This window comes from Pseudomonas sp. dw_612 (assembly GCF_018449725.1).
Lineage (GTDB): Bacteria > Pseudomonadota > Gammaproteobacteria > Pseudomonadales > Pseudomonadaceae > Aquipseudomonas.
Genome location: NZ_JAAVVC010000001.1, coordinates 663203 through 688491, shown reverse-complemented (window position 1 = coordinate 688491; position 25289 = coordinate 663203). Strand labels below are relative to the sequence as shown.

At 60.7% G+C, this 25289-nt stretch carries 28 protein-coding genes and 1 riboswitch; of the genes, 20 read left to right on the top strand and 8 right to left on the bottom strand.

The features are described 5' to 3' along the window. Positions 1-31: 31 nt before the first annotated feature. The 3 genes from HB680_RS03180 to purM are packed head-to-tail and all read right to left on the bottom strand — an operon-like array spanning position 32 to position 2462. Positions 32-745 (bottom strand): DUF3108 domain-containing protein, encoded by a 714-nt coding sequence (locus HB680_RS03180; RefSeq protein WP_213937086.1) that lies wholly within the window; start codon positions 743-745, stop codon positions 32-34. An 8-nt stretch (positions 746-753) separates the two neighbouring features. Continuing rightward, positions 754-1404, bottom strand: coding sequence for a phosphoribosylglycinamide formyltransferase (gene purN, locus HB680_RS03175; RefSeq protein WP_213937085.1), 651 nt, complete (start codon positions 1402-1404; stop codon positions 754-756). Next, the gene (purM, locus tag HB680_RS03170) at positions 1404-2462 is read right to left on the bottom strand and encodes a phosphoribosylformylglycinamidine cyclo-ligase (RefSeq protein ID WP_008148639.1); all 1059 of its coding nucleotides are present in this window, start codon (positions 2460-2462) and stop codon (positions 1404-1406) included. Before purM ends, purN begins: the two co-directional genes overlap by 1 nt. 381 nt (positions 2463-2843) lie before the next feature. On the opposite strand from purM, the gene HB680_RS03165 reads away from it, so the two are divergent. The 6 genes from HB680_RS03165 (at position 2844) to HB680_RS03140 (ending at position 8178) form a co-directional block, all read left to right on the top strand. Continuing rightward, entirely contained in the window at positions 2844-3902 is a 1059-nt protein-coding gene (locus HB680_RS03165) for a DUF2066 domain-containing protein (RefSeq protein WP_213937084.1), read from the top strand. A gap of 38 nt (positions 3903-3940) precedes the next feature. Next, positions 3941-5014, top strand: coding sequence for an AI-2E family transporter (locus HB680_RS03160; protein ID WP_213937083.1), 1074 nt, complete (start codon positions 3941-3943; stop codon positions 5012-5014). A gap of 230 nt (positions 5015-5244) precedes the next feature. After that, on the top strand, positions 5245-5949 hold the full coding sequence (hda, locus tag HB680_RS03155) for a DnaA regulatory inactivator Hda (RefSeq protein WP_054049492.1): 705 nt from the start codon (positions 5245-5247) through the stop codon (positions 5947-5949). A 213-nt stretch (positions 5950-6162) separates the two neighbouring features. Further along, positions 6163-6801, top strand: coding sequence for an NlpC/P60 family protein (locus HB680_RS03150; RefSeq protein ID WP_123510588.1), 639 nt, complete (start codon positions 6163-6165; stop codon positions 6799-6801). Positions 6802-6966: 165 nt separating this feature from the next. Then, positions 6967-7503 (top strand): C40 family peptidase, encoded by a 537-nt coding sequence (locus HB680_RS03145; RefSeq protein ID WP_213937082.1) that lies wholly within the window; start codon positions 6967-6969, stop codon positions 7501-7503. Positions 7504-7524: 21 nt separating this feature from the next. Beyond that, on the top strand, positions 7525-8178 hold the full coding sequence (locus tag HB680_RS03140; RefSeq protein ID WP_213937081.1) for a class I SAM-dependent methyltransferase: 654 nt from the start codon (positions 7525-7527) through the stop codon (positions 8176-8178). 136 nt (positions 8179-8314) lie between these two features. Here the strand turns inward: HB680_RS03140 and HB680_RS03135 are convergent, their stop codons facing one another. Both HB680_RS03135 and HB680_RS03130 read right to left on the bottom strand, forming a co-directional pair. Beyond that, positions 8315-9628, bottom strand: a complete 1314-nt coding sequence (locus tag HB680_RS03135; RefSeq protein ID WP_213937080.1) for a sorbosone dehydrogenase family protein — start codon at positions 9626-9628, stop codon at positions 8315-8317. Between the two features lie 66 nt (positions 9629-9694). After that, positions 9695-10279 carry a hypothetical protein gene (locus HB680_RS03130; RefSeq protein ID WP_213937079.1) on the bottom strand — a complete coding sequence of 195 codons (585 nt, stop codon included), beginning with the start codon at positions 10277-10279 and terminating at the stop codon, positions 9695-9697. A 154-nt stretch (positions 10280-10433) separates the two neighbouring features. After that, positions 10434-10668: riboswitch (cobalamin riboswitch) on the top strand. 80 nt (positions 10669-10748) lie between these two features. On the opposite strand from HB680_RS03130, the gene cobO reads away from it, so the two are divergent. From cobO to HB680_RS03065, 14 genes are all read left to right on the top strand, one after another. Next, positions 10749-11360, top strand: a complete 612-nt coding sequence (gene cobO / locus HB680_RS03125; RefSeq protein WP_213937078.1) for a cob(I)yrinic acid a,c-diamide adenosyltransferase — start codon at positions 10749-10751, stop codon at positions 11358-11360. A gap of 10 nt (positions 11361-11370) precedes the next feature. After that, positions 11371-12771, top strand: coding sequence for a cobyrinate a,c-diamide synthase (locus tag HB680_RS03120; RefSeq protein ID WP_213937077.1), 1401 nt, complete (start codon positions 11371-11373; stop codon positions 12769-12771). Then, positions 12768-13418 (top strand): 5,6-dimethylbenzimidazole synthase, encoded by a 651-nt coding sequence (gene bluB / locus HB680_RS03115; protein WP_213937076.1) that lies wholly within the window; start codon positions 12768-12770, stop codon positions 13416-13418. Before HB680_RS03120 ends, bluB begins: the two co-directional genes overlap by 4 nt. Beyond that, positions 13415-14323 (top strand): adenosylcobinamide-phosphate synthase CbiB, encoded by a 909-nt coding sequence (gene cbiB, locus HB680_RS03110; RefSeq protein ID WP_213937075.1) that lies wholly within the window; start codon positions 13415-13417, stop codon positions 14321-14323. Before bluB ends, cbiB begins: the two co-directional genes overlap by 4 nt. After that, positions 14316-15308: a threonine-phosphate decarboxylase CobD gene (gene cobD, locus HB680_RS03105; protein ID WP_213937074.1), complete on the top strand. Its 993-nt coding sequence runs from the start codon at positions 14316-14318 to the stop codon at positions 15306-15308. The genes cbiB and cobD overlap by 8 nt, the downstream gene beginning before the upstream one ends. Then, positions 15305-16756, top strand: a complete 1452-nt coding sequence (locus HB680_RS03100; protein ID WP_213937073.1) for a cobyric acid synthase — start codon at positions 15305-15307, stop codon at positions 16754-16756. Before cobD ends, HB680_RS03100 begins: the two co-directional genes overlap by 4 nt. A 149-nt stretch (positions 16757-16905) precedes the next feature. After that, positions 16906-17427: a bifunctional adenosylcobinamide kinase/adenosylcobinamide-phosphate guanylyltransferase gene (gene cobU / locus HB680_RS03095; RefSeq protein WP_213937072.1), complete on the top strand. Its 522-nt coding sequence runs from the start codon at positions 16906-16908 to the stop codon at positions 17425-17427. Beyond that, positions 17424-18479, top strand: a complete 1056-nt coding sequence (gene cobT / locus HB680_RS03090) for a nicotinate-nucleotide--dimethylbenzimidazole phosphoribosyltransferase (RefSeq protein ID WP_213937071.1) — start codon at positions 17424-17426, stop codon at positions 18477-18479. Before cobU ends, cobT begins: the two co-directional genes overlap by 4 nt. Next, positions 18476-19051, top strand: a complete 576-nt coding sequence (gene cobC / locus HB680_RS03085) for an alpha-ribazole phosphatase family protein (RefSeq protein ID WP_213937070.1) — start codon at positions 18476-18478, stop codon at positions 19049-19051. The genes cobT and cobC overlap by 4 nt, the downstream gene beginning before the upstream one ends. A gap of 2 nt (positions 19052-19053) precedes the next feature. After that, complete coding sequence (locus HB680_RS03080) at positions 19054-19788, top strand: adenosylcobinamide-GDP ribazoletransferase (RefSeq protein ID WP_213937069.1); 735 nt, start codon at positions 19054-19056, stop codon at positions 19786-19788. Between the two features lie 158 nt (positions 19789-19946). Next, on the top strand, positions 19947-20351 hold the full coding sequence (locus tag HB680_RS03075; protein WP_213937068.1) for a MarR family transcriptional regulator: 405 nt from the start codon (positions 19947-19949) through the stop codon (positions 20349-20351). A 52-nt stretch (positions 20352-20403) separates the two neighbouring features. Further along, positions 20404-21612 carry an MFS transporter gene (locus HB680_RS03070; RefSeq protein ID WP_213937067.1) on the top strand — a complete coding sequence of 403 codons (1209 nt, stop codon included), beginning with the start codon at positions 20404-20406 and terminating at the stop codon, positions 21610-21612. Beyond that, complete coding sequence (locus HB680_RS32615) at positions 21609-21731, top strand: hypothetical protein (RefSeq protein WP_256735438.1); 123 nt, start codon at positions 21609-21611, stop codon at positions 21729-21731. Before HB680_RS03070 ends, HB680_RS32615 begins: the two co-directional genes overlap by 4 nt. A 56-nt stretch (positions 21732-21787) precedes the next feature. Further along, positions 21788-22339, top strand: coding sequence for a redoxin domain-containing protein (locus HB680_RS03065; RefSeq protein WP_213937066.1), 552 nt, complete (start codon positions 21788-21790; stop codon positions 22337-22339). Between the two features lie 89 nt (positions 22340-22428). Here HB680_RS03065 and HB680_RS03060 read toward each other — a convergent pair whose 3' ends face one another. The 3 genes from HB680_RS03060 to HB680_RS03050 all read right to left on the bottom strand — a co-directional run bounded on the left by HB680_RS03060 (position 22429) and on the right by HB680_RS03050 (position 24830). After that, the gene (locus HB680_RS03060; protein WP_213937065.1) at positions 22429-23700 is read right to left on the bottom strand and encodes an outer membrane protein transport protein; all 1272 of its coding nucleotides are present in this window, start codon (positions 23698-23700) and stop codon (positions 22429-22431) included. Positions 23701-23846: 146 nt separating this feature from the next. Beyond that, positions 23847-24329, bottom strand: a complete 483-nt coding sequence (locus tag HB680_RS03055; RefSeq protein ID WP_133836569.1) for a hypothetical protein — start codon at positions 24327-24329, stop codon at positions 23847-23849. A 276-nt stretch (positions 24330-24605) separates the two neighbouring features. Continuing rightward, on the bottom strand, positions 24606-24830 hold the full coding sequence (locus HB680_RS03050; protein WP_003214941.1) for a hypothetical protein: 225 nt from the start codon (positions 24828-24830) through the stop codon (positions 24606-24608). Positions 24831-25289 lie beyond the last annotated feature (459 nt).

Genomic DNA, 25289 nt, shown 5'->3' with positions numbered 1-25289 from the left:
GCAATCGCGGGGCTTCCTGTGTCGAGCCGGATCAGCTGCCTTTGACAGCCTTGCCGTTGACCGTACCGTCCAGGAGCATGATGTTGTACTCCTTGCCGTCGGTTTCAACCTGTTGCAGACGGACCAGCAGGTAATCCCAGTCCTTGGCGAACCACATGACGGTGATGCGCTTGCTTTGTGTCGGGTCGCGCACGCGCTCGACCTTGATCGCATCGATCTGGCCAGCCTTGGTGTCGACTTTTTCCGAACCCAGCACGCGGAAGTCATAGGTATCGACTTCGCCATCATCGACGACCTGATAGCTCATGCTTTTCTTGCCGGCGGCCACGTCGTGTTGCAGGGCCAACTGATACGTGGATTTGTCGACCATGCCACGGTTGAGCGGGATCTTGACCGCGTCACCACGATCGGTGCCGGTGACCATTTTGGTGGCCCAGTCGAAGTCCAGGTCAGCCTTCTTGGCTTTGCCCAAGCCGCCACGTTCGAAGTGGTAGGACTGGGGCAACAAGGTGTCCTTGTCCAGGGTCAGGGTGCTTTGCTCGGACAGGCTGGCGATCATCATCGATGCCTTGAAGCTGAGCGTCCAGACGCCGTTGGCGCCCTTGGTCAGGCTGCGTTCGGCAGTGCCGCTCATGGGCAACTGCTTCCAGTCGGCGGTATAGCTGGCGGAGAAGGGTTGAAGGTCTGCCGCCTGCGCGAAGGGCAGGGCGAGCAGAGCGCAAGCGAAGAGCAGGGCGCGACGCATAAAATCTCCTAGGTTCGAATCAAGTGGCCGCTGGCCGCGAGTAACGTGTCATCCAGTAAAGCACCTTGTTCACTGAGCGATAAACGACCCTCGGCAAACCAGCGTACGGCCATCGGGTAGATCAGGTGTTCCTGAGCGTGGACCCGCTGCGCCAGACTCTGCGGCGAATCCTGCAACTCTACCGGTATTACTGCCTGTACGACCAGTGGTCCGCCATCGAGTTCCTCGGTGACAAAGTGCACGGAGCAGCCGTGCTCGGTATCGCCGGCCTCCAAAGCGCGCTGATGAGTGTGTAACCCTTTGTATTTGGGCAGCAGCGAGGGATGGATGTTGAGCAGGCGACCCTGGTAGTGGCGCACGAAACCTGCGCTGAGAATGCGCATGAAACCGGCGAGTACCACGAGTTTGGGGTTGAAGGCGTCGATCCGTTCGATCAGCGCGGCATCGAAGGCTTCGCGGCCTTCGAAAGCCTTGTGATCCAGGGAGCGGGTATCGATACCCGCGTCCCTGGCGCGTTGCAGGCCATAGGCGTCGGCGCGGTTGGAAATCACCGCAGCGATGCGGACCGGGCTGTCGCCGGTCCGCGTGCTGTCGATCAAGGCCTGCAAGTTACTGCCGGTGCCGGAAAGCAGCACCACGACATCACAGGTGGCGGACATTAGTGCGCCTTAAGGTTCTTCAGTTCGACCTGAGCCGCGCCTTCGGCAGCGGTGGAGATCTGGCCGATGACCCAAGGCTGTTCGCCGGCTTCACGCAGGACGTTCAGGGCAGTTTCTACGTGCTCTTGAGCCACGCAGATCACCATGCCGACGCCGCAGTTCAGTACGCGGTGCATTTCGTTTTCGTCGACGTTGCCTTTCTCTTGCAGCCAGTCGAACACCGCAGGGCGGGTCCAGCTCGCGACGTCAACCACGGCTTGCGCGCCTTTTGGCAAGACGCGCGGGATGTTGTCCAGCAGGCCGCCGCCGGTGATGTGGGCCATGGCTTTGACGGCGCCGGTTTCCTTGATCAGCTTGAGCAGCGGCTTCACGTAGATACGGGTCGGGGCCATCAGCAGGTCGGTCAGTGGTTTGCCGTCGAGCTGGATGTTTTCGATGTCGGCACCGGACACTTCGATGATCTTGCGGATCAGCGAGTAGCCGTTGGAGTGCGGACCGGAGGACGGCAGGGCGAGCAGGGCATCGCCGGCCGCGACTTTGGAACCGTCGATGATTTCGGATTTTTCCACGACGCCGACGCAGAAGCCGGCCAGGTCGTAGTCTTCGCCTTCGTACATGCCCGGCATTTCAGCGGTTTCGCCGCCGACCAGGGAGCAGCCGGACAGTTCGCAGCCTGCGCCGATGCCAGTCACGACCTGGGTCGCGGTTTCGACGTTGAGTTTGCCGGTGGCATAGTAGTCGAGGAAGAACAGCGGCTCGGCGCCGCACACCACCAGGTCGTTGACGCACATGGCGACCAGGTCGATGCCAATGCTGTCGTGCTTGTTCAGGTTCAGCGCCAGGCGCAGCTTGGTGCCGACGCCGTCAGTACCGGAAACCAGCACTGGCTGCTTGTAGCCGGCCGGGATTTCGCAGAGGGCGCCGAAACCGCCCAGGCCGCCCATGACTTCCGGGCGCGCAGTGCGCTTGGCGACGCTCTTGATGCGTTCGACCAATGCTTCACCGGCGTCGATGTCTACACCGGCGTCCTTGTAGCTCAGGGAGGGTTGCTTGCTCATGATCCAGGCCTTTAGGGGGGATTCAGGGGTAACGACCGAGTCCAGTGGGACCGCCGAAACAAACGAAGGCGAGCGCCTTGCGTGAGTTCCAGGGGGCCCGGCTGTTGCCGGTCTGCGAAGGCGCGCGATTTTATCAGGCTTGAGCGGCAGCGGCCATCCTCGCGCCGACGGCAGGGGCATATCGGCCGAAAAAAACCGTGATTGCCCGTGTTGGTGGCGTCCCTCATGCCTGTATAAGGTATCGCCATTAACCGTCTATCGTTATGACAGCGTCAAAAACTTATCGAGGCCGGTGAATGTTTTGCCAGGGGCGATGGTCACAGCCTTGCTCAATACGTTCACGCGGCCAGTTCCAGCCGCTCTTGTCGTCAGGAATCCTCCATGCGTTTTTTCTCCAGATATTTAGTTGTGGGTTGTTTGTCGATTTTCAGCCTGGCGAGTTATGCCGAAACCGTGAAAGGCCTTTATCAGGTGCGTCAGCCGGTCAGCAGTCAGAGCGCTGAAGTGCGCGATCAAGCGACCCAGGAGGCGCTGGACACGCTGGTGTTGCGCCTGACCGGCGATCCCAGGGCCGCGCAAAACCCGGGCTTGGCGGCGATCCGCAAAGACCCGCAGCAAATCATCAGTCAGTACGGCTTTGACGCCGGGCCGCCGGAAGTGCTGAAGGTCGATTTCGACCCGGCCACCACCGAGCAGGCGCTGCGTCGTGCCGGGCTGTCGTTGTGGGGCGCGAATCGGCCATCGATTCTGAGCTGGTGGCTGAACGACTCCGCCGAGGGGTCGAGCCTGGTGGGCGATGGTCAGGCTAGCGCGGCGCCGCTGCGTCGCGCGGCTCAACACCGTGGTTTGCCGTTGCGCTTGCCGCTGGCGGATTTGAGTGAGCAACTGGTCGCTACGGCACCGAATCTTGAAGGCACGGATGCGGCGCCATTGCGCGGCGCATCCGAACGTTACAACGCCGACGCCTTGCTCGCGGTGCATGCCCGCGAGGAGGGCGGCCAATGGCAGGCCAAGTGGCATTTGTGGCTCGGCGACCAGAAGGAAGCGGGCAGTGTGCAGGGCGCGGATCAAGCCGCTGTGACCGATGCGGTGATGCTGGCGGTGGCTGAGCGTTTGGCGCCGCGGTTTGTGGTCAAGGCGGGGGCTTCGACCGAACAATTGCTCGAAGTGCAGGGCATGAGCCTGGAGCGCTACGCGGCGCTGGGACGCTTGCTGGATCCGTTTGGCGCGCGTCTGGTCAGTGTCGATGGCGACCGTATTGTTTATCGGGTCAATGGCAGCGCCGAGCAGTTGCGCTCGCAGTTGTCGTTGGCGAAGTTGCAGGAGGTGCCGGCCGGTGAAGCGCCGGCCCCCGTCGCCCCGGCTCAACCGACCGAGGGGGCGGCACCGGTTGTAGCGCCCACTCCGGCACCTGTGCCGCAGTTGCGATTCCGTTGGTAAGGTTTTCTTTCTTTATATAGACGCATAGGGAGTTGTACATGGCCGATACGCGGCGTTGGTTCTGGTTGGGTGGGTTGGTCCTGCTCTGCGCGTTTGTCTGGCTGTTGCATCCGATCCTGACGCCGTTCCTGGTGGCGCTGCTGTTGGCCTATCTGTTCGATCCCTTGGTGGATCGCCTGGAGAAGGCCGGGTTGTCGCGAACCTGGGGTGTGGTGACAGTGTTTGCGCTGTTTACCCTGATCTTCACGACCTTGCTGTTGGTGCTGGTGCCGATGCTCGCCAAGCAGTTGTTTCGCTTGTACGAACTGGCGCCACAGATGCTCGACTGGTTGCAGCACACCGCGTTGCCGTGGGCGCAGTCGAAATTCGGCTTGTCGGATAATTTCTGGAAGTTCGACAAGCTCAAGGCAGCGATCAGCGAGCACATGGGCCAGACCACCGACATTGTCGGCGTGGTGCTGAGCCAGGCGACAGCTTCCGGGCTGGCGTTGATCGGCTGGCTGGCCAATCTGGTGTTGATCCCGGTGGTGAGTTTCTACCTGCTGCGGGATTGGGACCTGATGATGGCCAAGATCCGCAGCCTGTTGCCCCGCGATCGCGAAGAGCGTGTGGTGTCGCTGGCCGGTGAATGCCATGAAGTGCTCGGCGCGTTTGTGCGTGGGCAATTGCTGGTGATGCTGGCGCTGGGCGTGATCTATGCCGCGGGCCTGATGCTGGTCGGGCTGGAATTGGGCCTGTTGATTGGCCTGATCGCGGGCCTGGCGGCGATTGTGCCGTACATGGGGTTTGTGATCGGGATTGGCGCGGCGTTGATTGCCGGGCTGTTCCAGTTCCATGGCGAGCTGTATCCCATGCTCGGCATCGCGGCGGTGTTCATGGTCGGGCAGGCACTGGAAGGCATGGTGCTGACGCCATTGCTGGTCGGGGACCGGATCGGCCTGCACCCGGTGGCGGTGATTTTCGCGATCCTGGCCGGTGGCGAGTTGTTCGGTTTTACCGGCGTGCTGCTGGCGTTGCCGGTGGCGGCGGTGATTATGGTGCTGGTGCGCCATGTGCATGATTTGTACAAAGATTCGGATATGTACAGTGGTGTCGACGAACCCGAGCTCTAACGTTGTGTGAGCGCTCGTAACGGGCGGTCTGGTTTGTTGCCAGGCTGGCCCGCTTCCCTCTCTTGGCTGTCACATGCGCCGCCAAAGAATCTGTCACAAAACCAGTGCGTTAACGCAAACCTTTGATTTTGCTTGTGGTCTGCCGCATTGTGCGGGCTGCCTCACGGGTATAAACTTCGCAAACTTTACACAGAGGCCACTAACGGTTCCTTTGGAACTGTTCAGTCAGCATGAAACCGATTCAGCTGCCCCTAGGTGTGCGTCTGCGTGATGACGCTACCTTTATCAATTACTACCCAGGCGCCAATGCCGCTGCACTCGGCTATGTCGAGCGGCTATGCGAAGCCGACGCCGGCTGGACCGAAAGCCTGATTTACCTTTGGGGCAAGGACGGGGTAGGGCGCACGCACTTGTTGCAGGCCGCGTGCCTGCGCTTCGAGCAAATGGGCGAGCCGGCGGTGTACCTGCCGTTGGCCGAGTTGCTGGATCGCGGCATCGAAATCCTCGACAACCTTGAACAATACGAACTGGTCTGCCTCGATGACTTGCAGGCCGTTGCCGGCCGAGCAGATTGGGAAGAGGCGCTGTTTCATCTGTTCAATCGCCTGCGTGACAGCGGTCGGCGTTTGCTGATTGCCGCGTCGACCTCGCCGCGTGAGCTGCCGGTGAAGCTGGCGGATCTCAAATCGCGCCTGACCCTGGCGCTGATCTTCCAGATGCGCCCGCTCTCCGATGAAGATAAATTGCGCGCCCTGCAATTGCGTGCGTCCCGTCGCGGGTTGCACCTGACGGATGAAGTCGGGCATTTTATTTTGACCCGCGGTACTCGCAGCATGAGTGCGCTTTTCGAGCTGCTTGAGCGTCTCGACCAGGCCTCCCTTCAAGCTCAGCGCAAGCTGACGATCCCGTTCTTGAAAGAGACTCTAGGCTGGTAAACCAAGGCCTTTAGAGGGTTTTGGCATATTCCAGGCGCCAAGAAATTCGCTTTCCTGCAGGGCTGCAGGCTGCGCGAACATTCAAAATGGGCTTAAGCGCTTAGATGTAAACGAGAAACAGAGAAGTCACATAAAGTTCGATTGAATTTGCAAATGAGGTTGATAGCGGGCATAGTCTCGGCTTCTTTACAACTATCAGCCACGGTCGTGCCCATGCTAAATCGCTTCGCACCCCTCGTGCCTCTCGCACTCGTCACCCTGTTGTTCGGTTGCGCTGCTCACTCTCCAGTGTCCCAGCAAGAGCAACAACAGCAGGTTAAAAACTCTGTTACCGCCCAATCTTCCGTCCTTTATCAGGACGCGCTTTACCAGGAAGAGACGGCCACCGAAAAAGAACTGGCCAGCTTCGCCGACGGCAAGTCTTACCAGCTTCCGGTTCTGGCTGACAGCATCCTCGAACGCGGCATGTCCCTGATCGGTACCCGTTACCGTTTCGGCGGTACTTCTGAAGCCGGTTTCGACTGCAGCGGTTTCATCGGCTACCTGTTCCGCGAAGAGGCCGGCATGAACCTGCCGCGCTCCACTCGCGAAATGATCAACGTGGATGCCCCTCTGGTGTCGCGCAACAACCTGAAGCCTGGCGATCTGTTGTTCTTCGCCACCAACGGTCGGCGCGGTCGCGTCAGTCACGCCGGGATTTACCTCGGTGATGACCAGTTCATCCACTCCAGCAGCCGCAAAAGCGGTGGCGTGCGAGTCGATAGCCTGGGCGACAGCTACTGGAGCAAGACCTTCATCGAAGCCAAGCGCGCACTCGCGATGGCCCCGACGGTGGTCACCGCTCGCAAGTAAGCACACTTTATGTAAGGCGAACTTAAAGTCTTACTTGAAGTTTGGCGCATAGGCGCTAGAATCCTGATCTATTATTGATGGCAAACCGCCTGCGTCTTGCGCAGGCGGTTTTCTTTTCTGTCTTCCCGGCAGAAAAAGCCGCAGCCAGATCAGGATGTTCTGCTTATGACGATGTCGGCCCGCCTCACTCTGATGCTCCTCGCCGCGCTGCTCAGCGCCTGCGCCAGCCGCACACCGCCGCCTGCGCCCGTGGTTCGAGCGCCCATTGTTTTCGGTCCATCCCAGGCTTTCTCCCCAGAGGCAGAAGACGTGCTGTTCCGCGCCCTCGGCCTGGTGGGCACGCCGTATCGCTGGGGCGGCAACACGCCGGATTCCGGATTCGATTGCAGTGGCCTGATCGGTTACGTCTACCGCGACGTCGCCGGCATTTCCCTGCCGCGCACCACGCGGGAAATGATCAGCATGCAAGCGGCCAATGTCGGCAAGGAAGGCCTGCAAACCGGTGACCTGATTTTCTTCGCCACCAATGGCGGCTCCCAGGTCAGCCACGCCGGGATCTACGTCGGTGAAGGCCGCTTCGTCCACGCCCCGGCCACCGGCGGCACGGTGAAGCTCGACAGCTTGTCCAAAGCCTACTGGCAGAAAGCCTATCTCAGTGCCAAACGCGTCTTGCAACCTGAGCATCTGGCGCGTAATCAGTAGGTTTTCTGCGCAGAGACTGTGATGACCAATCGCACGCTCAATCTCGACGAATCCTTGTATCAATACCTGCTCGACGTTTCCCTCAGGGAGACGCCGCTGCTCAAGCGTTTGCGCGACGAAACCCAGACGCTGCCCATGGCCCGCTGGCAAGTGGCACCGGAGCAGGGGCAGTTCCTCGCCTTGTTGGTCAAGCTCATCGGCGCCAGGCGCTTGCTGGAAGTCGGCACCTTCACCGGTTACAGCGCTTTATGCATGGCATCGGCGTTGCCGGAGGACGGCTCGTTGATCTGTTGCGATATCCCTGGCGACTACAACGCCATCGCCCGGCGTTACTGGCAGGAGGCGGGTTTGGCCGAACGCATCGACCTGTGTCTGGCGCCCGCGCTGGAAACCCTTGCTCAGCTGGAACAACCGGGTGAGTTTGATCTGATCTTTATCGACGCCGACAAGGCCAACTACCCGAATTATCTGGAGCACGCCCTGCGTTTACTGCGGGTGGGTGGTCTGGCGATATTCGATAACACGTTGTGGAGCGGGCGGGTGTTGGAAAGTAATCCCGAGAGTGTGGATACTCGGGCGATCCAGAAGCTCAATCGAGCGTTGAAGGATGATGGGCGTGTGGATTTATCGCTGTTGCCGATTGGCGATGGATTGACCCTGTGCCGCAAACGGTAAGCACTGTCACCGATTAAAAATGTGGGAGCGGGCTTGCTCGCGAAGAGGGTGTATCAGTCGACATTATTGTTGAATGACACACCGCTTTCGCGAGCAAGCCCGCTCCCACATTTGCTATGCGTTGGCAGTTGGAGATTTATTTAACGGCAGAAACCCGCCAAACCTTGTTCCCCACATCATCCGCCACCAGCAAGTCCCCTTGCTGATCAATCACCACGCCCACCGGCCGGCCCAGGGCGTTTTCATCTTTATCCAGGAACCCGGTCAGCACATCCACCGGTTGCCCGGTCGGTTTGCCCGCCGTGAACGGCACGAAAATCACTTTATAGCCGCTGTGCGGTTTGCGGTTCCACGAGCCGTGCTGGCCGACGAAGGCGCCGTTGGTAAACGGTGTCGGCAGTTTGCTGCCCTCGGCGAAGGTGAAGCCCAGCGAAGCGGTGTGCGGGCCGACCGCATAATCCGGGGCGATAGCTTTGGCCACCAGGTCCGGGTTCTGCGGCTCGACGCGCACATCGACGTGTTGCCCGTAATAACTGAACGGCCAGCCGTAAAACGCGCCGTCCTTGACTGAGGTGATGTAGTCCGGCACGAGGTCGCTGCCGATCTCGTCCCGTTCATTGACCGACGTCCACAACGCGCCGCTGCTCGGTTCCCAGTCCATGCCGTTGGGGTTGCGCAGGCCGGAGGCGAAGATCCGGTGGTTGCCGGTGGCGCGGTCCACTTCCCAGATTGCCGCGCGACCTTCTTCTTTATCCAGACCGTTTTCGCCGACGTTGCTGTTGGAACCCACGGTCACGTACAGCTTGCTGCCGTCCTTGCTGGCGATGACGTTTTTGGTCCAGTGGTGATTCAGCGTGCCGCCCGGCAGATCGATCACTTTCATCGGCTCAGACTTGATTGCCGTATCCCCGGTTTCATAGTGAAAACGCAGCAGGCGATCGGTGTCGGCGACGTACAGGTCATTGCCAACCAGGGTCATGCCGAAAGGCGAATTGAGATTTTCCAGGAACACCGTGCGGGTTTCGGCCACGCCGTCGTGGTCCTTGTCCCGCAGCAACGTAATACGATTCGGGCTCGGCACGCCGGCGCCGGCGCGGCCCATGACTTTCTTCATCACCCAGCCGCGAATGCCTGTGCCGTCATCCGGTTTGGGCGGCGCGTTGGTTTCGGCCACCAGCACATCGCCGTTGGGCAGCACGTAGAGCCAGCGTGGGTGATCGAGGTTCTCGGCAAATGCCGCCACCTGGGTCCCCGCCGCCGAAGTCGGTTTGGCCCCGGCCGGCCAGCCGATCGCCGGGGCGATGTTCACCGTCGGGATCAGGGTTTTGTTCGGTTCTGGCAGTTTGGGCGAGGGGCCGGTGCCGTCCGTGACTTGCAGGCTGGAGGTCTCGCCGCAGGCAACAAGCCCTCCGGCGAGCGCGATAACGAGAACGAGCTGGGGCTTGCGCATGCTGATCTTCCCTATGAATGCACTGTTTAAACATAGAGAAGTAAAAAAGCGCGATGGTTCAACCGATTAGCCACGGGCCTCTTTAAACAGCACCGCGATGCCCGGGTGATACTGGCCGGCTTCGTTGCGCAACTTGCGGTAGGCGTAGGGGAAATACCAGGCCACGGCGCAGGTGTGTTCCTTTTGCAGGTCGTCGACCATGTCCTGGAGTTCTTCCGGGGTCGCACTTTGCTGGGCTTTTTGCGGGGCGACGAACAGACAGCCGAGTTTCAGGTCGCTGGCGTAGCTGATGCGCTTGGCGTCGCCGGTGATATCGACCAAGGCTTGTGTCAAGTTCAGGCTGTTGACCTTGGGCCAGCGCTGGGTGGCCTGAAGGTAAGCGCGTTGTTCACTGGCGGCGATCAACAGATCGGCGCGGGCATTGCGTTCGCCTTCTTCGGTCTGTTTGCGCGTTGGCGTCTGTTGCAGCGTGACCATTTCCGCCATCCAGGCCGCGGCCGACAGCAGGCTGAGGTTGGCTTTTTCGTCGAACCAGTACGGCGCATCGTTATCGCCGCGCACGGCGTTGTAACGGTCGATACAGTCAAACCAGCGTTCCAGCAGCGGGCGCAGGAATTCCAGCTTCGGATTGCTGATGATCATGCCTTGCATGGGGCTCACCTTTGTTATTGTGTTGTGAGATTGTGGCTCTTTGATATCACTGCTCAGAGTGTGGCACAAGAATGGCGTCAGATAATTGATCGATGGCAGTTATTCGCCCAGCGGTGTCCCGGCTTTAATTGACGCTCCACCCCCAACCCTCTAACCTTCGCGGCTTGCTTCAGGTGCTCTGTGGCCTTGGTCGACAGAGTGAAACAGGGAAGCCGGTGAGTGCGTTCATTCGACGAATGAAGAACCACGATCCCGGCGCTGCCCCCGCAACGGTAAATGAGTGAAAAACTGCGCCTTTTAGCCACTGTGTCAAAACGACATGGGAAGGCGCGCAGTCCGGTGCAAACCGCTCATGAGCCCGGAGACCGGCCTGATCCATCCAGCGGCATCACGGTGGGCGATGCCAGGCTTTTTGCCGTCTATTCTTGTGCCTGCCCGCCGTTATCCAGCCTCAACGGAGAGCTCCCCCATGACTGATACCCCTGATCGTGACGAACGCCACCTGGCGCGCATGCAGCGCAAAAAAGCCGTGATCGATGAACGCATCGCCAATTCGCCGAACGAATGCGGCCTGCTGCTGGTGCTGACCGGCAATGGCAAAGGCAAAAGCAGCTCGGCCTTCGGCATGCTCGCCCGGTCCATGGGCCACGGCATGCAGTGCGGTGTGGTGCAGTTCATCAAGGGCCGCAACAGCACGGGCGAAGAATTGTTCTTCCGCCGCTTTCCGGAGCAAGTGCGCTTTCATGTGATGGGCGAAGGCTTCACCTGGGAAACCCAGGACCGTCAGCGCGACATCGCCGCCGCCGAAGCCGCGTGGGAAGTGTCCCGCGAACTGCTGCGCGATCCGTCGATCGGTCTGGTGGTGCTGGATGAACTGAACATTGCCCTCAAGCACGGCTACCTCGATCTCGATCAAGTGCTCAGCGACTTGCAGGCCCGTCCGCCGATGCAACACGTGGTCGTCACCGGTCGCGGCGCCAAGCCGGAAATGATCGAGCTGGCTGACACCGTCACCGAAATGGGCGTGATCAAGCATGCGTTCCAGGCCGGGATCAAAGCGCAAAAAGGCGTCGAGCTGTGAATACTATTTTATGAAAAGCATACGTCATTGCCCGGCGGTACTGATTGCCGCGCCGGCCTCCGGTCAGGGCAAGACCACCGTCACCGCCGCGCTTGCCCGGTTGCATCGCAATCAGGGGCGCAAGGTGCGCGTGTTCAAGTGCGGCCCGGACTTCCTCGACCCGATGATTCTCGAGCGCGCCAGCGGTGCTCCGGTCTATCAATTGGACATGTGGATGGTCGGCGAGCAGGAAAGTCGTCGGCTGTTGTGGGAAGCCGCCGGTGAAGCCGATCTGATTCTGATCGAAGGCGTCATGGGCCTGTTCGACGGCACGCCGTCCAGCGCCGATCTGGCGCGGCACTTCGGCGTACCGGTGCTCGGTGTAATCGACGGCACCGCCATGGCTCAGACCTTTGGCGCCTTGGCGTTGGGGCTGGCGAAGTATCAGCCGGACTTGCCGTTTGCCGGCGTCCTGGCCAACCGCGTCGGCACCTTGCGTCACGCGCAGTTGCTCGAAGGCAGCCTCACCGAAGGTCTGCGTTGGTACGGCGCGTTGTCCCGGGAAACCGGAATCGAACTGCCGAGCCGTCACCTCGGTCTGGTCCAGGCCAGTGAGTTGAATGATCTCGATCTGCGCCTCGATGCGGCGGCCGATGCGTTGGCCAGCAGTTGCGAGGTAGCGCTGCCACCGGCGGTCGAATTCGCCGCGCCGGATGTGATCACCGCTGAACCATTGCTCAAAGGCGTGCGCATCGCCGTGGCCCGTGACGAAGCGTTTGCCTTCACCTACGGCGCGAGCCTGGATTTGCTGCGGGCGATGGGCGCCGAGTTGTCATTCTTCTCGCCGATTCGCGATACCGAGTTGCCAGAGGCCGACAGTCTCTATCTGCCGGGTGGTTACCCCGAACTGCACCATGTCGCGTTGTCGCAGAACACCTTGATGCTGACCGCGATTCGCGCGCATCACGCGGCGGGTAAACCCTTGCTGGCTGAGTGTGGCGGCATGCTGTATCTGCTCGATTCTTTGACCGATGTCGAAGGCACTCGCGCAGAACTGGTTGGGCTGCTGGCCGGTGATGCGGTGATGCAGAAGCGCTTGGCTGCGTTGGCCTTGCAAGCGGTCGAGTTGCCGGAAGGATCGTTGCGCGGGCACACCTATCACCATTCGTTGACCAGCACTGAGCTGGAGCCGATTGCCCGGGGCCTGAGCCCCAACGGCGGACGTGGGGCGGAGGCGGTTTATCGTGAGGGGCGGATGACGGCCTCTTATGTGCACTTTTATTTTCCGTCGAATCCGAAAGCGATTGCCGCATTGTTTGCGCCTGACCTTGAGGCCGCCTTCGCGAGCAAGCCCGCTCCCACAGTGGACGGTGTAGTACCTGAAGAAATGCGATCTCCTGTGGGAGCGAGCTTGCTCGCGAAGAGGCCATGAGCAACAACGCATTCTCTGAAGCCGAACGCGAAGCGGTCTACCGAGCCATCGCCGAACGCCGCGACATGCGCCACTTCAGCGGCGGCACCGTCGAGCCTGATCTATTGCGACGTCTGCTCGAAGCCGCGCACCAAGCCCCCAGCGTCGGCCTGATGCAGCCCTGGCGCTTCATCCGCATCAGCGACCGAGCCCTGCGCGGCCAGATCCGGCAATTGGTGGAAGAAGAACGCATCCGCACCGCCGAAGCCCTCGGCGAGCGCACCGACGAGTTCATGAAACTCAAAGTCGAAGGCATCAACGATTGCGCCGAAGTGCTGGTCGCCGCGCTGATGGATGACCGCGAACGCCATATCTTCGGCCGCCGCACGTTGCCGGAAATGGACATGGCGTCGTTGTCCTGCGCGATCCAGAACCTGTGGCTGGCCGCCCGCGCCGAAGGATTGGGCATGGGTTGGGTCTCGTTGTTCGAACCGCAAGCGTTGGCCGACCTGCTGGGTTTGCCCGTCGGTGCCAAGCCATTGGCCGTTCTGTGCCTCGGCCCGGTCAAGGAGTTCTACCCAGCGCCGATGCTGGTACTCGAAGGCTGGGCGCAGGCGCGTCCACTCAGTGAACTGTTGTACGAAAACTATTGGGGAGTGAGTCAATGAGTGTGGCGTTATTGAGTGTCGCCGCGGTTGCGCTGGATGCGCTGCTGGGTGAACCCAAACGCTGGCATCCGCTGGTGGCGTTCGGCCGTTTTGCCGACCGCATCGAGCAACGATTCAACTCCGGTGGCCGTGGCTGGCGCAGTCACGGCGTCACCGCTTGGGTGATCGCGGTGTTGCCGCTGACCTTGCTGGCCACGGCGCTATCCTGGGCGCCTTACGTCGGTTGGCTGGTCGAGATTCTGGCGCTGTATTGCGCCCTCGGCATGCGCAGCCTCGGCGAACATGTGGAGCCGGTGGCCAAGGCCCTGCGCAGCGATGACCTGGAGGAAGCGCGCAAACGCGTGGGCTATCTGGTCAGCCGCCAGACCAGTGAACTGGATAAAACCGAAGTCGCCCGCGCCGCCACCGAATCGGTATTGGAAAACGGCAGCGACGCGGTATTCGCCGCGCTGTTCTGGTTTGCCGTGGCCGGTGCGCCCGGCGTGGTCCTCTATCGCTTGAGCAACACCCTCGACGCCATGTGGGGCTATCGCAACGAACGCTTCGAACGCTTCGGCTGGGCGGCGGCAAAAATCGACGACGTCCTCAACTACATTCCTGCACGGCTGGTGGCGTTGACCTACGCGCTGCTGGGCAAAACCCGACTCGCATTGAAATGCTGGCGCACTCAGGGCCCGACCTGGGACAGCCCGAACGCCGGGCCGGTGATGGCGGCCGGTGCCGGTGCGCTGGGGGTCGAATTGGGCGGGGCGGCGATTTATCACGGCGAATTGCATCAGCGTCCGCAACTGGGCGAAGGCCCGGCGGCGGATGCCGACTCCATCGACCGTGGCTGGCAATTGGTCCAGCGCGGCGTATGGTTATGGCTGCTGATTCTCTGCGTGGGAGCTGAATTCTATGCTTGAGCACGGTGGCCGGTTGCGCAAGGCTGCGCTCGAATACGGCATCGCCGAAGCCGATTGGCTTGACCTGTCCAGCGGTCTGGCGCCCTGGCCGTTTCCGATCCCGGAGATTCCGTCGCGCGCCTGGGCGCGACTGCCGGAAACCGATGACGGTCTGGAGCAGGCTGCTTGCGATTATTACGGCGCGGCCCAAGTGCTGCCGGTGGCCGGTTCGCAGATGGCGATCCAGTTGCTGCCGCGTCTTCGCCGGTCGGGCAAAGTCGGCGTGCTGTCGCCGTGTTATGCCGAACATGCCGAAGCGTGGCGGCGTAACGGCTACATCGTGCGTGAAGTGCTGGAGCAGGAAGTCGACTTCTTTCTCGACAGCCTCGATGTGCTGGTGGTGGTCAACCCGAACAATCCGACGGGCCTGAGCCTGAGCCCGAGTCGCCTGCTGGATTGGCACTCGCGCCTCGCCCAGCGCGGTGGCTGGCTGGTGGTGGACGAAGCGTTCATGGACAACACGCCGCAACTGAGCGTGGCGCCGTTTGCCAATCAGGTCGGGTTGATCGTGTTGCGTTCCTTCGGCAAGTTTTTTGGCCTGGCCGGGGTGCGTCTGGGCTTCGTCCTGGCCGAGCGCAAGTTGCTCAAATTGCTCGCCGAGCAAGTCGGGCCATGGGCGGTCAGCGGTCCGACTAGAGTACTGGGCCAGGTCTGCTTGCAGGACACCGAAGGCCACGCCCGGCAACGCTTGCGCAGCGATGAGGCCAGCCAACGCCTGGCCGCGCTGCTGGAGCGCTACGACCTCAAACCTCAGGGCGGTTGCGCGCTGTTTCAATGGCTGATTACCGAGCGCGCCGAAGCGTTGCATGAGTTCATGGCCCGGCGCGGCATCTTGCTGCGGCTGTTCACGAATAACAGCAGCCTGCGTTTCGGTTTGCCGGCCGATGCCGTCGAAGAAGCCCGACTCGAACACGCCCTGCAAGCCTTCGCCAAGGACATCCAATGACTACGTTGATGGTGCAGGGCACCACGTCCGACGCCGGTAAAAGCACCCTGGTGACGGCGTTGTGTCGCTGGGTGACGCGCCATGGCGTCAGCGTTGTGCCGTTCAAGCCGCAGAACATGGCGTTGAACAGCGCCGTGACCGCCGACGGTGGCGAGATCGGTCGTGCCCAAGCCGTGCAGGCCCAGGCTGCCAACCTCGAGCCTCACACCGACATGAACCCGGTGCTGCTCAAACCCAACAGCGACACCGGCGCCCAAGTGATCATCCATGGTCGCGCCGTTACCACCATGAACGCGGTCGCGTATCACGACTACAAAGCCATCGCCATGCAAGCGGTGCTCGCCTCCCACGAACGGCTGAGCGCGGCGTATCCGGTGGTGATGGTCGAGGGCGCAGGCTCGCCAGCCGAGATCAATTTACGCGCCGGCGACATCGCCAACATGGGCTTTGCCGAAGCGGTGGATTGCCCGGTGGTGCTGATCGCCGACATCAATCGCGGCGGGGTTTTTGCCCATCTCGTCGGTACGCTGGAGCTGCTGTCGCCGAGTGAACAGGCGCGGGTCAAAGGCTTCATCATCAACCGGTTTCGCGGTGACATTGCCTTGCTGCAACCGGGCCTCGACTGGCTCGAAGAACGCACCGGCAAACCGGTGATCGGCGTCCTGCCTTATGTGATGGACCTGCACCTGGAAGCCGAGGACGGCATCGATCAGCGCCAGACCGACAAAGCCGATCAAGTGCTCAAAGTGGTGGTGCCGGTGCTGCCGCGCATCAGCAACCACACCGATTTCGACCCGCTGCGTTTACACCCGCAAGTGGACCTGCAATTCATTGGTCCTGGCCAGGCGATTCCGGCCGCTGACCTGATCATTCTTCCCGGCTCGAAAAGCGTGCGCAGCGACCTTGCGTACCTGCGGGCCAACGGCTGGGACACGGCGATCTCCCGACACCTGCGCTACGGCGGCAACGTGTTGGGGATTTGCGGTGGCCTGCAAATGCTCGGCGAACACGTCCACGATCCGCTGGGCCTTGAAGGCACACCGGGCTCCAGCGCGGGTTTGGGTTTGCTGGCGTTCGAAACCTTGCTTGAAGAAGAGAAGCAGTTGCGCAATGTGCGTGGGCGCCTGGCGTTGGAGAATGCCGAGGTCAGCGGCTATGAAATCCATGCTGGCGTGACCACGGGGCCGGCGTTGGAAAACGCGGCGGTGCAGTTGGACGATGGCCGCTGCGATGGCGCGCAAAGTCTCGACGGGCAGATTTTCGGCACGTATCTGCATGGCTTGTTTGAATCACCGGCGGCGAGCGCTGCGTTGTTGCGTTGGGCGGGTTTGCAGAATGTGCAGGACGTGGATTATCACGCCTTGCGCGAGCGGGATATCGAGCGGTTGGCGGATTTGGTGGAGAAGCATTTGGATACCGCGCTGTTGCGTGAACTCTGTGGTTTTTGAGGTGGGTTTGAGGACGCCTTCGCGGGCAAGCCTCGCTCCTACAGGTAAAGCGGTTGTTCCCAAATAGGTGGCACGACGCTAATCCTGTAGGAGCGAGGCTTGCCCGCGAAGAGGCCCGCCACTACACCGAAAATGGAAAGGAATACACCATGCTCCAACTAATCCTCGGCGGCGCCCGCTCCGGCAAAAGCCGCCTGGCGGAAAAACTCGCATCCGACAGCGGTTTACCCGTGACCTATATCGCCACCAGCCAACCCATGGACGGCGAGATGAATGAACGGGTCGCCCATCACCGCGCCCGTCGTCCCGCCGAATGGGCGCTGATCGAAGAGCCGCTGGAACTGGCCCGCGTCCTGCGCGAAAACGTCGGTGCCGAGCGTTGCCTGCTGGTGGATTGCCTGACCCTGTGGCTGACCAATCTGCTGATGCTCGACAACCCCGAACGCCTGAGCGCCGAGCGCGATGCCTTGCTGGATTGCTTGGCGTCGCTGCCGGGTGAAATCATTTTTGTCAGCAACGAGACCGGAATGGGTGTCGTGCCGCTGGGCGAATTGACTCGCCGCTATGTCGATGAAGCCGGTTGGCTGCATCAAGCCCTGGCTGAGCGCTGTCAGCGTGTTGTCCTGACCGTCGCCGGCCTGCCCCTGACTCTGAAAGGTACTGCGTTATGACTCAAACCTGGTGGCTGAACCCGTGCCAACCAATCGATGCGGCTGCCGTTGAACAGGCTGAGGCCCGTCAACAGCAACTGACCAAACCCGCCGGTTCCCTCGGGCGCCTGGAATCGGTTGCCGTGCAACTGGCCGGGTTGCAGGGCAAGGTCAAGCCGAGCCTTGATCAGCTGTGGATCGCGATTTTTGCGGGTGACCATGGCGTGGTTGCGGAAGGGGTGTCGGCGTTTCCCCAGGAAGTCACCGGGCAGATGCTGCACAACTTCGTCACCGGCGGCGCGGCCATCAGTGTGTTGGCGCGGCAATTGGGCGCTCAACTGGAAGTGGTCGACCTCGGCACCGTCACGCCGTCGCTGAACCTGCCCGGCGTGCGCCACCTGAATGTCGGCCCCGGCACCGCGAACTTTGTAAACGGCCCGGCGATGACCGCCGCCCAGGGCGAACTGGCCTTGCAGGCTGGGCGCGACAGCGTGTTGCGCGCCATCGCTGCCGGATCGCAATTGTTTATCGGCGGCGAAATGGGCATCGGCAACACCACCGCCGCCAGCGCGTTGGCCTGCGCCTTGCTGGACTGTCCGGTGGTGCATCTGGCCGGTCCGGGCACCGGGTTGAATGCGGCGGGTGTCAGCCATAAAGCGCAAGTGATCGAGCGTGCATTGGCACTGCACGGCGCGCAGAGTGGCGATGCGTTGCAAACCCTGTTCAACCTCGGCGGTTTTGAAATTGCGGCGTTGGTTGGTGCCTATCTGGCCTGCGCCCAGGAAGGCGTGGCGGTGCTGGTCGACGGTTTTATTTGCAGCGTCGCGGCGTTGGTGGCGGTGCGCTTGAATCCTGAGTGCCGCGAGTGGCTGCTGTTCGGCCATCGCGGTGCAGAGCCCGGTCATCGTCATGTGCTGGAAACCCTGAATGCCGAGCCCTTGCTCGACCTCGGTCTGCGTTTGGGCGAGGGCAGCGGTGCGGCGTTGGCAGTGCCGTTGTTGCGTCTGGCCTGCGACCTTCATGGGCAAATGGCGACCTTCGCTGAAGCGGCCGTGGCGGATCGTCCGGCATGACGTTGCGTCTGGATTTGCTGCGTCACGGCGAGACTGAACTCGGCGGCGGCTTGCGCGGTAGTCTCGACGACGCGCTGACGCAGAAAGGTTGGGCGCAGATGCGTGCGGCGGTGATCGAGCAGGGGCCGTGGGATCGTCTGGTCAGCTCGCCATTGCAGCGCTGCGCGCGGTTTGCCGAAGAACTCGGTGGGCAACTTGGTTTGCCCGTGCAGTTGGAAAAAGACCTGCAAGAGTTGCATTTCGGCGCATGGGAAGGGCAGAGCACGGCGGTGTTGATGGACACCAGCGCCGAGGCGTTGGGGTTGTTCTGGACTGATCCGTATTCGTTTACGCCGCCGGAAGGTGAGCCGGTAGTGGACTTTTCCGCGCGTGTGCTGGCGGCGGTCGAGCGCTTGCACGGGGCTTTTGCAGGCGAGCGGGTGCTGCTGATTACCCATGGCGGCGTGATGAAATTGCTGCTGGCCCAGGCCCGTGGCTTGCCCCGTGAGCAGTTGCTCAACGTTGAAGTCGCCCATGCGTCGTTGCATTCGCTGTCGGTCGGGGTCGATGTGTTGTTGAAGGAAGTGCTCTGATCATGTTGCCGTTCTGGATCGCCCTGCAATTCTTGAGCAGTTTGCCGATTCGTCTGCCAGGCATGCCGGCGCCCCGGGAATTGGGGCGCTCGCTGTTGTTTTATCCGCTGGTCGGGCTGCTGTTCGGCGCTCTGTTGTGGGTGTTGAACGGACTGTTGTCCGGCACGCCTTTACTGCTTCATGCCGCGCTGCTGCTGACGGTGTGGGTGTTGCTCAGCGGTGCGCTGCACCTGGACGGTCTGGCCGACAGCGCCGATGCCTGGCTCGGTGGTTTTGGCGACCGTGAGCGCACCCTGACCATCATGAAAGACCCGCGCAGCGGACCGATTGCGGTGGTCACGCTGGTGTTGGTGTTGTTGCTGAAATTCGCCGCGTTGCTGGCGTTGATCGAGCAGGGGCACGGCGTTGTCTTGATCATTGTGCCGTTGATCGGGCGTGCGGCGTTGTTGGGATTGTTCCTGACCACGCCATATGTGCGGGCCGGTGGGTTGGGACAGGCGTTGGCGGATCACCTGCCGCGCAAGATGGGTTGGCAGGTGCTGGCGGGCAGTGCGCTGGTGGGTGTGTTGATCGCGGGCATTTTCAAAGGTCTGGTGGCACTCGCGTTGGCGGTCGTGGTGTTTGTCTGGTTGCGGCAGGTGATGATGCGGCGGTTGGGTGGGACTACTGGCGACACCGCAGGGGCACTATTGGAATTGCTGGAAATGGCGGTGTTGGTGGGGTTGGCGCTGCTCTGATGAATAATGGGTGGATGTGCTGGCCCCTTCGCGAGCAAGCCCGCTCCCACATTGGAATGCGATCACCTGTGGGAGCGGGCTTGCTCGCGAAGGCGGCCTACCTGCCTGGACAAATTTTGAACCTTGCTTTCATTTAACCGCGGGTATATACACGCACCATGCTCGATTCCCAATGTTTATGCATCAACCTGCGTCGCGCCGCCCGTGGCGTCAGCAGGCATTACGACGGCGCTCTTGATGGCTTCGGGATCAACGTTGCCCAGTATTCTTTGCTGTGTAATTTGCAGCGTCTGGATCAACCGAGTATTTCCACCCTGGCCGAGGCCATGGGCCTGGACCGCAGCACCTTGGGGCGCAATTTGCGCGTGCTGGAAGGCGAAGGGCTGGTGATGCTGGTCGAGGGCGAAGACATGCGCAACCGCATCGTCAAGCTCACCGAGGCCGGTGCTGAACGCCTGAAAGCTGCCTTACCGGCCTGGGAAGCCGCGCAACAGCGGTTGATTGACCGACTGGGCGCCGAAAAACGTGAAACCTTGCTCAGATTGCTGGACGAACTGGCTTGACGCCGGTTTGTTCAATGTTAAGCGGGTATATACCCGCGACCGGAGAATAAGAATGACATCGATGTGGCGTACTTGCGGTTGGGTGTTGGTGGGGAGTGCGCTGATTCTGGCGTTGTCTCTGGGCGTGCGACACGGTTTCGGTCTGTTCCTGGCGCCGATGAGCGCCGAGTTCGGTTGGGGCCGAGAGACGTTTGCGTTTGCCATCGCCCTGCAAAACCTGATCTGGGGCCTGGCGCAGCCGTTCACCGGCGCTTTGGCGGATCGCTTCGGTGCGGCAAAAGTGGTGCTGATCGGTGGCGTGGTGTACGCGGCGGGCCTGATTTGCATGGGCTTTGCCAACTCGGGCGTGACCTTGTCTCTGAGCGCCGGCCTGTTGATCGGCATCGGCCTGTCGGGCACGTCGTTCTCGGTGATTCTCGGCGTCGTCGGCCGCGCCGTGCCGCCGGAGAAACGCAGCATGGGCATGGGCATTGCCAGCGCCGCCGGTTCGTTCGGCCAGTTCGCCATGCTGCCCGGTACGCTGGGGCTGATCGGCTGGCTCGGCTGGTCCGCCGCGTTGCTGGTGCTGGGCTTGTTGGTGGCGCTGATCGTGCCACTGGTGAGCATGCTCAAGGATAAGCCGCTGCCCACCTTTGGCCATGAGCAAACGTTGTCCGAAGCGTTGCGCGAAGCCTGTTCCCATTCCGGTTTCTGGCTGCTGGCGTTCGGCTTTTTTGTCTGCGGTTTCCAAGTGGTGTTCATTGGCGTGCACTTGCCGGCCTATCTGGTGGATCAACACCTGCCGGCGTCCGTTGGCACCACAGTGCTGGCGCTGATCGGGCTGTTCAATATCTTCGGCACTTACACCGCAGGCTGGCTCGGCGGGCGGATGTCCAAGCCGCGTTTGCTCACCGGTCTGTATCTGTTGCGAGCGGTGGTGATCGGGTTGTTCCTGTGGGCACCGGTCACCACGACCACGGCTTATCTGTTCGGCATGGCGATGGGGTTTCTCTGGTTATCCACGGTGCCTTTGACCAACGGCACGGTGGCGACCTTGTTTGGTGTACGAAACCTGTCCATGCTCGGTGGGATTGTGTTCCTGTTTCACCAGCTCGGCTCATTCCTCGGTGGCTGGCTGGGCGGGGTGGTGTATGACCGGACCGGGAGCTACGACTTGATCTGGCAAGTGGCGATTCTTTTGAGCCTGTTGGCGGCAGCCCTGAACTGGCCGGTACGCGAACGGCCGGTGGCGCGGCTGCAAACCCAAATGAGTGCGATATGAACAGTCTTTGGCCGCGAATCATTGCCGTTGCCGGCGGCGCTTTGCTGCTGGCCCTGGCGTGGTGGGGCTGGCATCAGGGCGGACTGGCGTTGATGCAGTTGGGCATGGGTGCTTGCTAGCCGGATATGAGGGCGAGTAACTTCGTTTTCTGACGACTTTTCAAGGATGCACCGACATGCTGAAACGCTGGCTTGCAGTCCCCGCGTTGCTGATGGCGTTCACCGGATTGGCGCAAGCGGCCGACTGTCCCGAGCTGTTGCAGGGTTCGCTGCCCAAGTTGCGGGCCAAGGAATCCATCGATTTGTGCCAGCGCTTCGCCGGCAAGCCGCTGGTGGTGGTCAACACCGCCAGCTTCTGCGGTTTCGCCCCACAGTTCAAAGGCCTTGAGACGCTGTATCAGCGCTACAAGGATCAAGGGCTGGAGGTGATCGGTGTTCCGTCCAATGACTTCAAGCAGGAGTCCAAGGACGGCGCAGAAACCGCCAAGGTCTGCTACGTCAACTACGGTGTGACCTTCACCATGACCGAGCCGCAGAAAGTCCGCGGCGATGATGCGACCCATCTGTTCAAGGTTTTGGCCAAACAGAGCAGCGCGCCGAAGTGGAACTTCTACAAGTACGTGGTCGATCGCCAAGGCAAGGTGATTGCCAATTTCTCCAGCCTGACCAAGCCCGATAACCCTGAATTCATCGAGGCCGTCGAGAAAGCCCTGGCTTCGAAACCCTGATCGACACCCATTAAAAAGCCCCGCCTCTGTACAAGAGAGCGGGGCTTTTTCGATTCAGGCGGCGAGCGGTTCAGCCTCGCCTTGAATCATCAGAAGCGGTAGGTCGCGCCGACACCGAAACCGTTCGCGTAGTTTTGATACTTGGCGTCGTAGCTCTGGCCACGGTCGTTGCTGTTGCTGATATTGACCGACTCTTCGCGCAGGTACGAATACGCGACGTCGATGGTCAGGTCGTCGGTCGGGCTCCAGCCGGCGCCCAGGCTGAAAATCTTGCGATCGCCAGTCGGGATGCGTGGGGAACGGTCGACGTTGTTGGTCGGCGCCTGGTCGAAGGTCAGACCGGTACGCAGGACCCATTGCTTGTTCAACTGGTAAGACGCGCCGATGGCGTGGGCCCAGGTGTCGTGCCAGTTCTGTTCTTCGGTGATGGAGCCGAACTGACCGTTCAGGATGGCCGGAACACCTTTGTTGTCAACGGTGATTTCTTTCAGGCGACTCCAGCGAGTCCAGGTGCTGCCCGCGTAAACGGTCCACTTGTCATCGATCTGGTGAGTCAGCGAGAAGTCCACCGATTCAGGCGTGGTCAGGTCCAGCGACGCGTCGTACTTCTGGCTCGGGTTCTGGCCGATCAGGCCCAGTACGCCGTAATTGACCTTGGTGTCGCCTTCGAGCTTGTACTTCACTTTCGAGTGATAGGTCAGGCCGACGCGGGTGCTGTCGGTCAACTGAGCCAGAATCCCGATGTTGTAACCCAGTGCGGTGTCGTCACCCTTGATCTTGACCTTGCCATCGGGCGCGGCCTGGGTGATCGACAGGTTCGATTCCAGGGTGCCGTCGATGCGGTTGATGGTCGGGCCGAAACCGATGGAAACCTTGTCGTTGAAGGCGTAGCTGATGGTCGGTTGCAGGGTCACGACCTTAACGTCGCTCTTGCTGCCGAAATAACGGCCACCGAAGCCGCTTTCGTAGTCGGTCACCAGGCCGAAAGGTGCGTAGACACCGACGCCGACGGTCCACTTGTCGTCGATTGGCTTGACGTAGTAGCCCATAGGCACGGCGATGAACGGAACCATGTCGCCTTTGTTGGTGCCGCTGTTCGGGCTGGAACTGGCGTGGCTGATGTCGGTGTGTGCGTCGAGCATTGCAGCGCCGCCGGTGACTTGTTCGCGCTTGAGGCGGGACATGCCGGCAGGGTTGCCATAAATTGTGCTTGCGTCATCGGCAGATGAAGATCGCCCGGCAAAACCTGTACCCATCCCGCTGATACTTTGTTCGTTGATGGCAAAGCCAGCTGCAAAGATCTGGGTGGATGCCAAGGTAACGGCGAGGCTAAGGGTGGTTTTGAGCATTACTTTTTTCATTATTAGAACTCCTGGTGATCACCGGGGCGAAAATTACCAACATTTTCGTCCCAGCGCTATAGCCTGTATGGCTTGAGTTAGAGCGGTTTTGTAGGACAATCCAACCAGAATCGCGACCTGTTGCAAGATCTTGCGAAGCGGGCCAGTCAGCAGGCGACTTGATTCAGCGATGAAACACAGGTTTGCCAGGCGCAGGTAAAGTCGCGCAGACGTCCCTGAGGCTGGAAGGTCTGGCGCCAGATTCGGGCCATGCCCAACACATCATCAGGATCGGGGAGGGGAGTGTTTTGCTCTTCTACCAACAGCCAGGCGATGGCGGTGGCGTAACGCAGGTTGACGGTCAATTCCAGGTGCGGGCTGCTTAAAAAGGCATGTTGGCTGGCCAGGCCACGTACCAGGCTCGCCCGCTCCGGGTCGAGGGCCAGGTAGTGATCCCACAGCGCCCGATGACGGGGCTCGGCGATTCGGTACAGGCCATGTCCACGACGGTCATGCAGGGCGGAGCCAAGGGCTGACTGGCTGGCGGCGATGCCCAGCAGCAGGGATTCGGCAGTTGCGCTATGGCGCCCGAGGTAAATCAAGGTCGGACGGATCACATAACGGCACAGTTCGCTGGCAGCGATACCCATAAAGCCCTCGAAACATGAAATGGGCGGCGATACCTGAATGGGGGCTTGGCAGCAGTGAATCGACTCAGGCTCGCCGGAAGCGGATCAAGCCGCTTGAGTTGAAGTGTAGTGTCATATTCGCGCTGTAAAGGCCTGTTTTTAAAATATTTCCGGCTGGCAGTTATAACCGTTATATCGGTTAGTGCTTAGGCATTGGGCGGGGAAAGTGAAATCTCGGGCAATAAAAAGCCCTGCTTTTTGAGCAGGGCTTCTGAGGTTTTCAGTCTTTCTGGCGTCTCAGGCAACCAGTGCCTGGCGAGTACGATCGATCACGGCCTGCAGCGGTTCAGCGCTGGAGTATTGATCGGGGTACAGGCGTTCGCTGTGACGGGCGATGCCGTGTTCGTTGACCAGAGTGAAGCTGAAGCAGCCTTTGCGAGCGGCCATGATCAGGCAGTTCATTGGGGCAAAAGCGTTTGTTAGGGTGCGAATGGCATCCTGAGTATGGATTTGAGTAGACATTATTAGGTGTTCCTACAAGCGACACGGATAAGAGCCGTGCAAAATTAAAACGTTCCAGTGACGACGACCACCATTGGTCGAACGAAGAACCCGACTGGAACAAAGCAGCCAGTTTGAAGCGCTGATAATTGGCGCGCTTGGGCTGGCAGGTAGGTACTTAGGAGGGCAGGCAACACATCAAGGGCAAAGGTTCTGGGCCCGGGGTGAAGATCCTGATCAATTTGCAGGCTGGTTCGGTCAGAGTAAGTGAGCTTCGCAACACCCTTTGCATTCATTTCAAAGGCAGTGTTGACACAAGGTTTACCTGGAAACCATCGAGGTGGTCGATCCCGCTTTGTCGGTGGAGGCTTCTCAGTGGAAGGCACCGGGGGGATTTGTTCGACCAGAATTGACTTTCAGCTTGGTACTAACGCCGCGGATACTAACGGATTGAATTCGAGAAAGGAAGTGTGTTAGCAA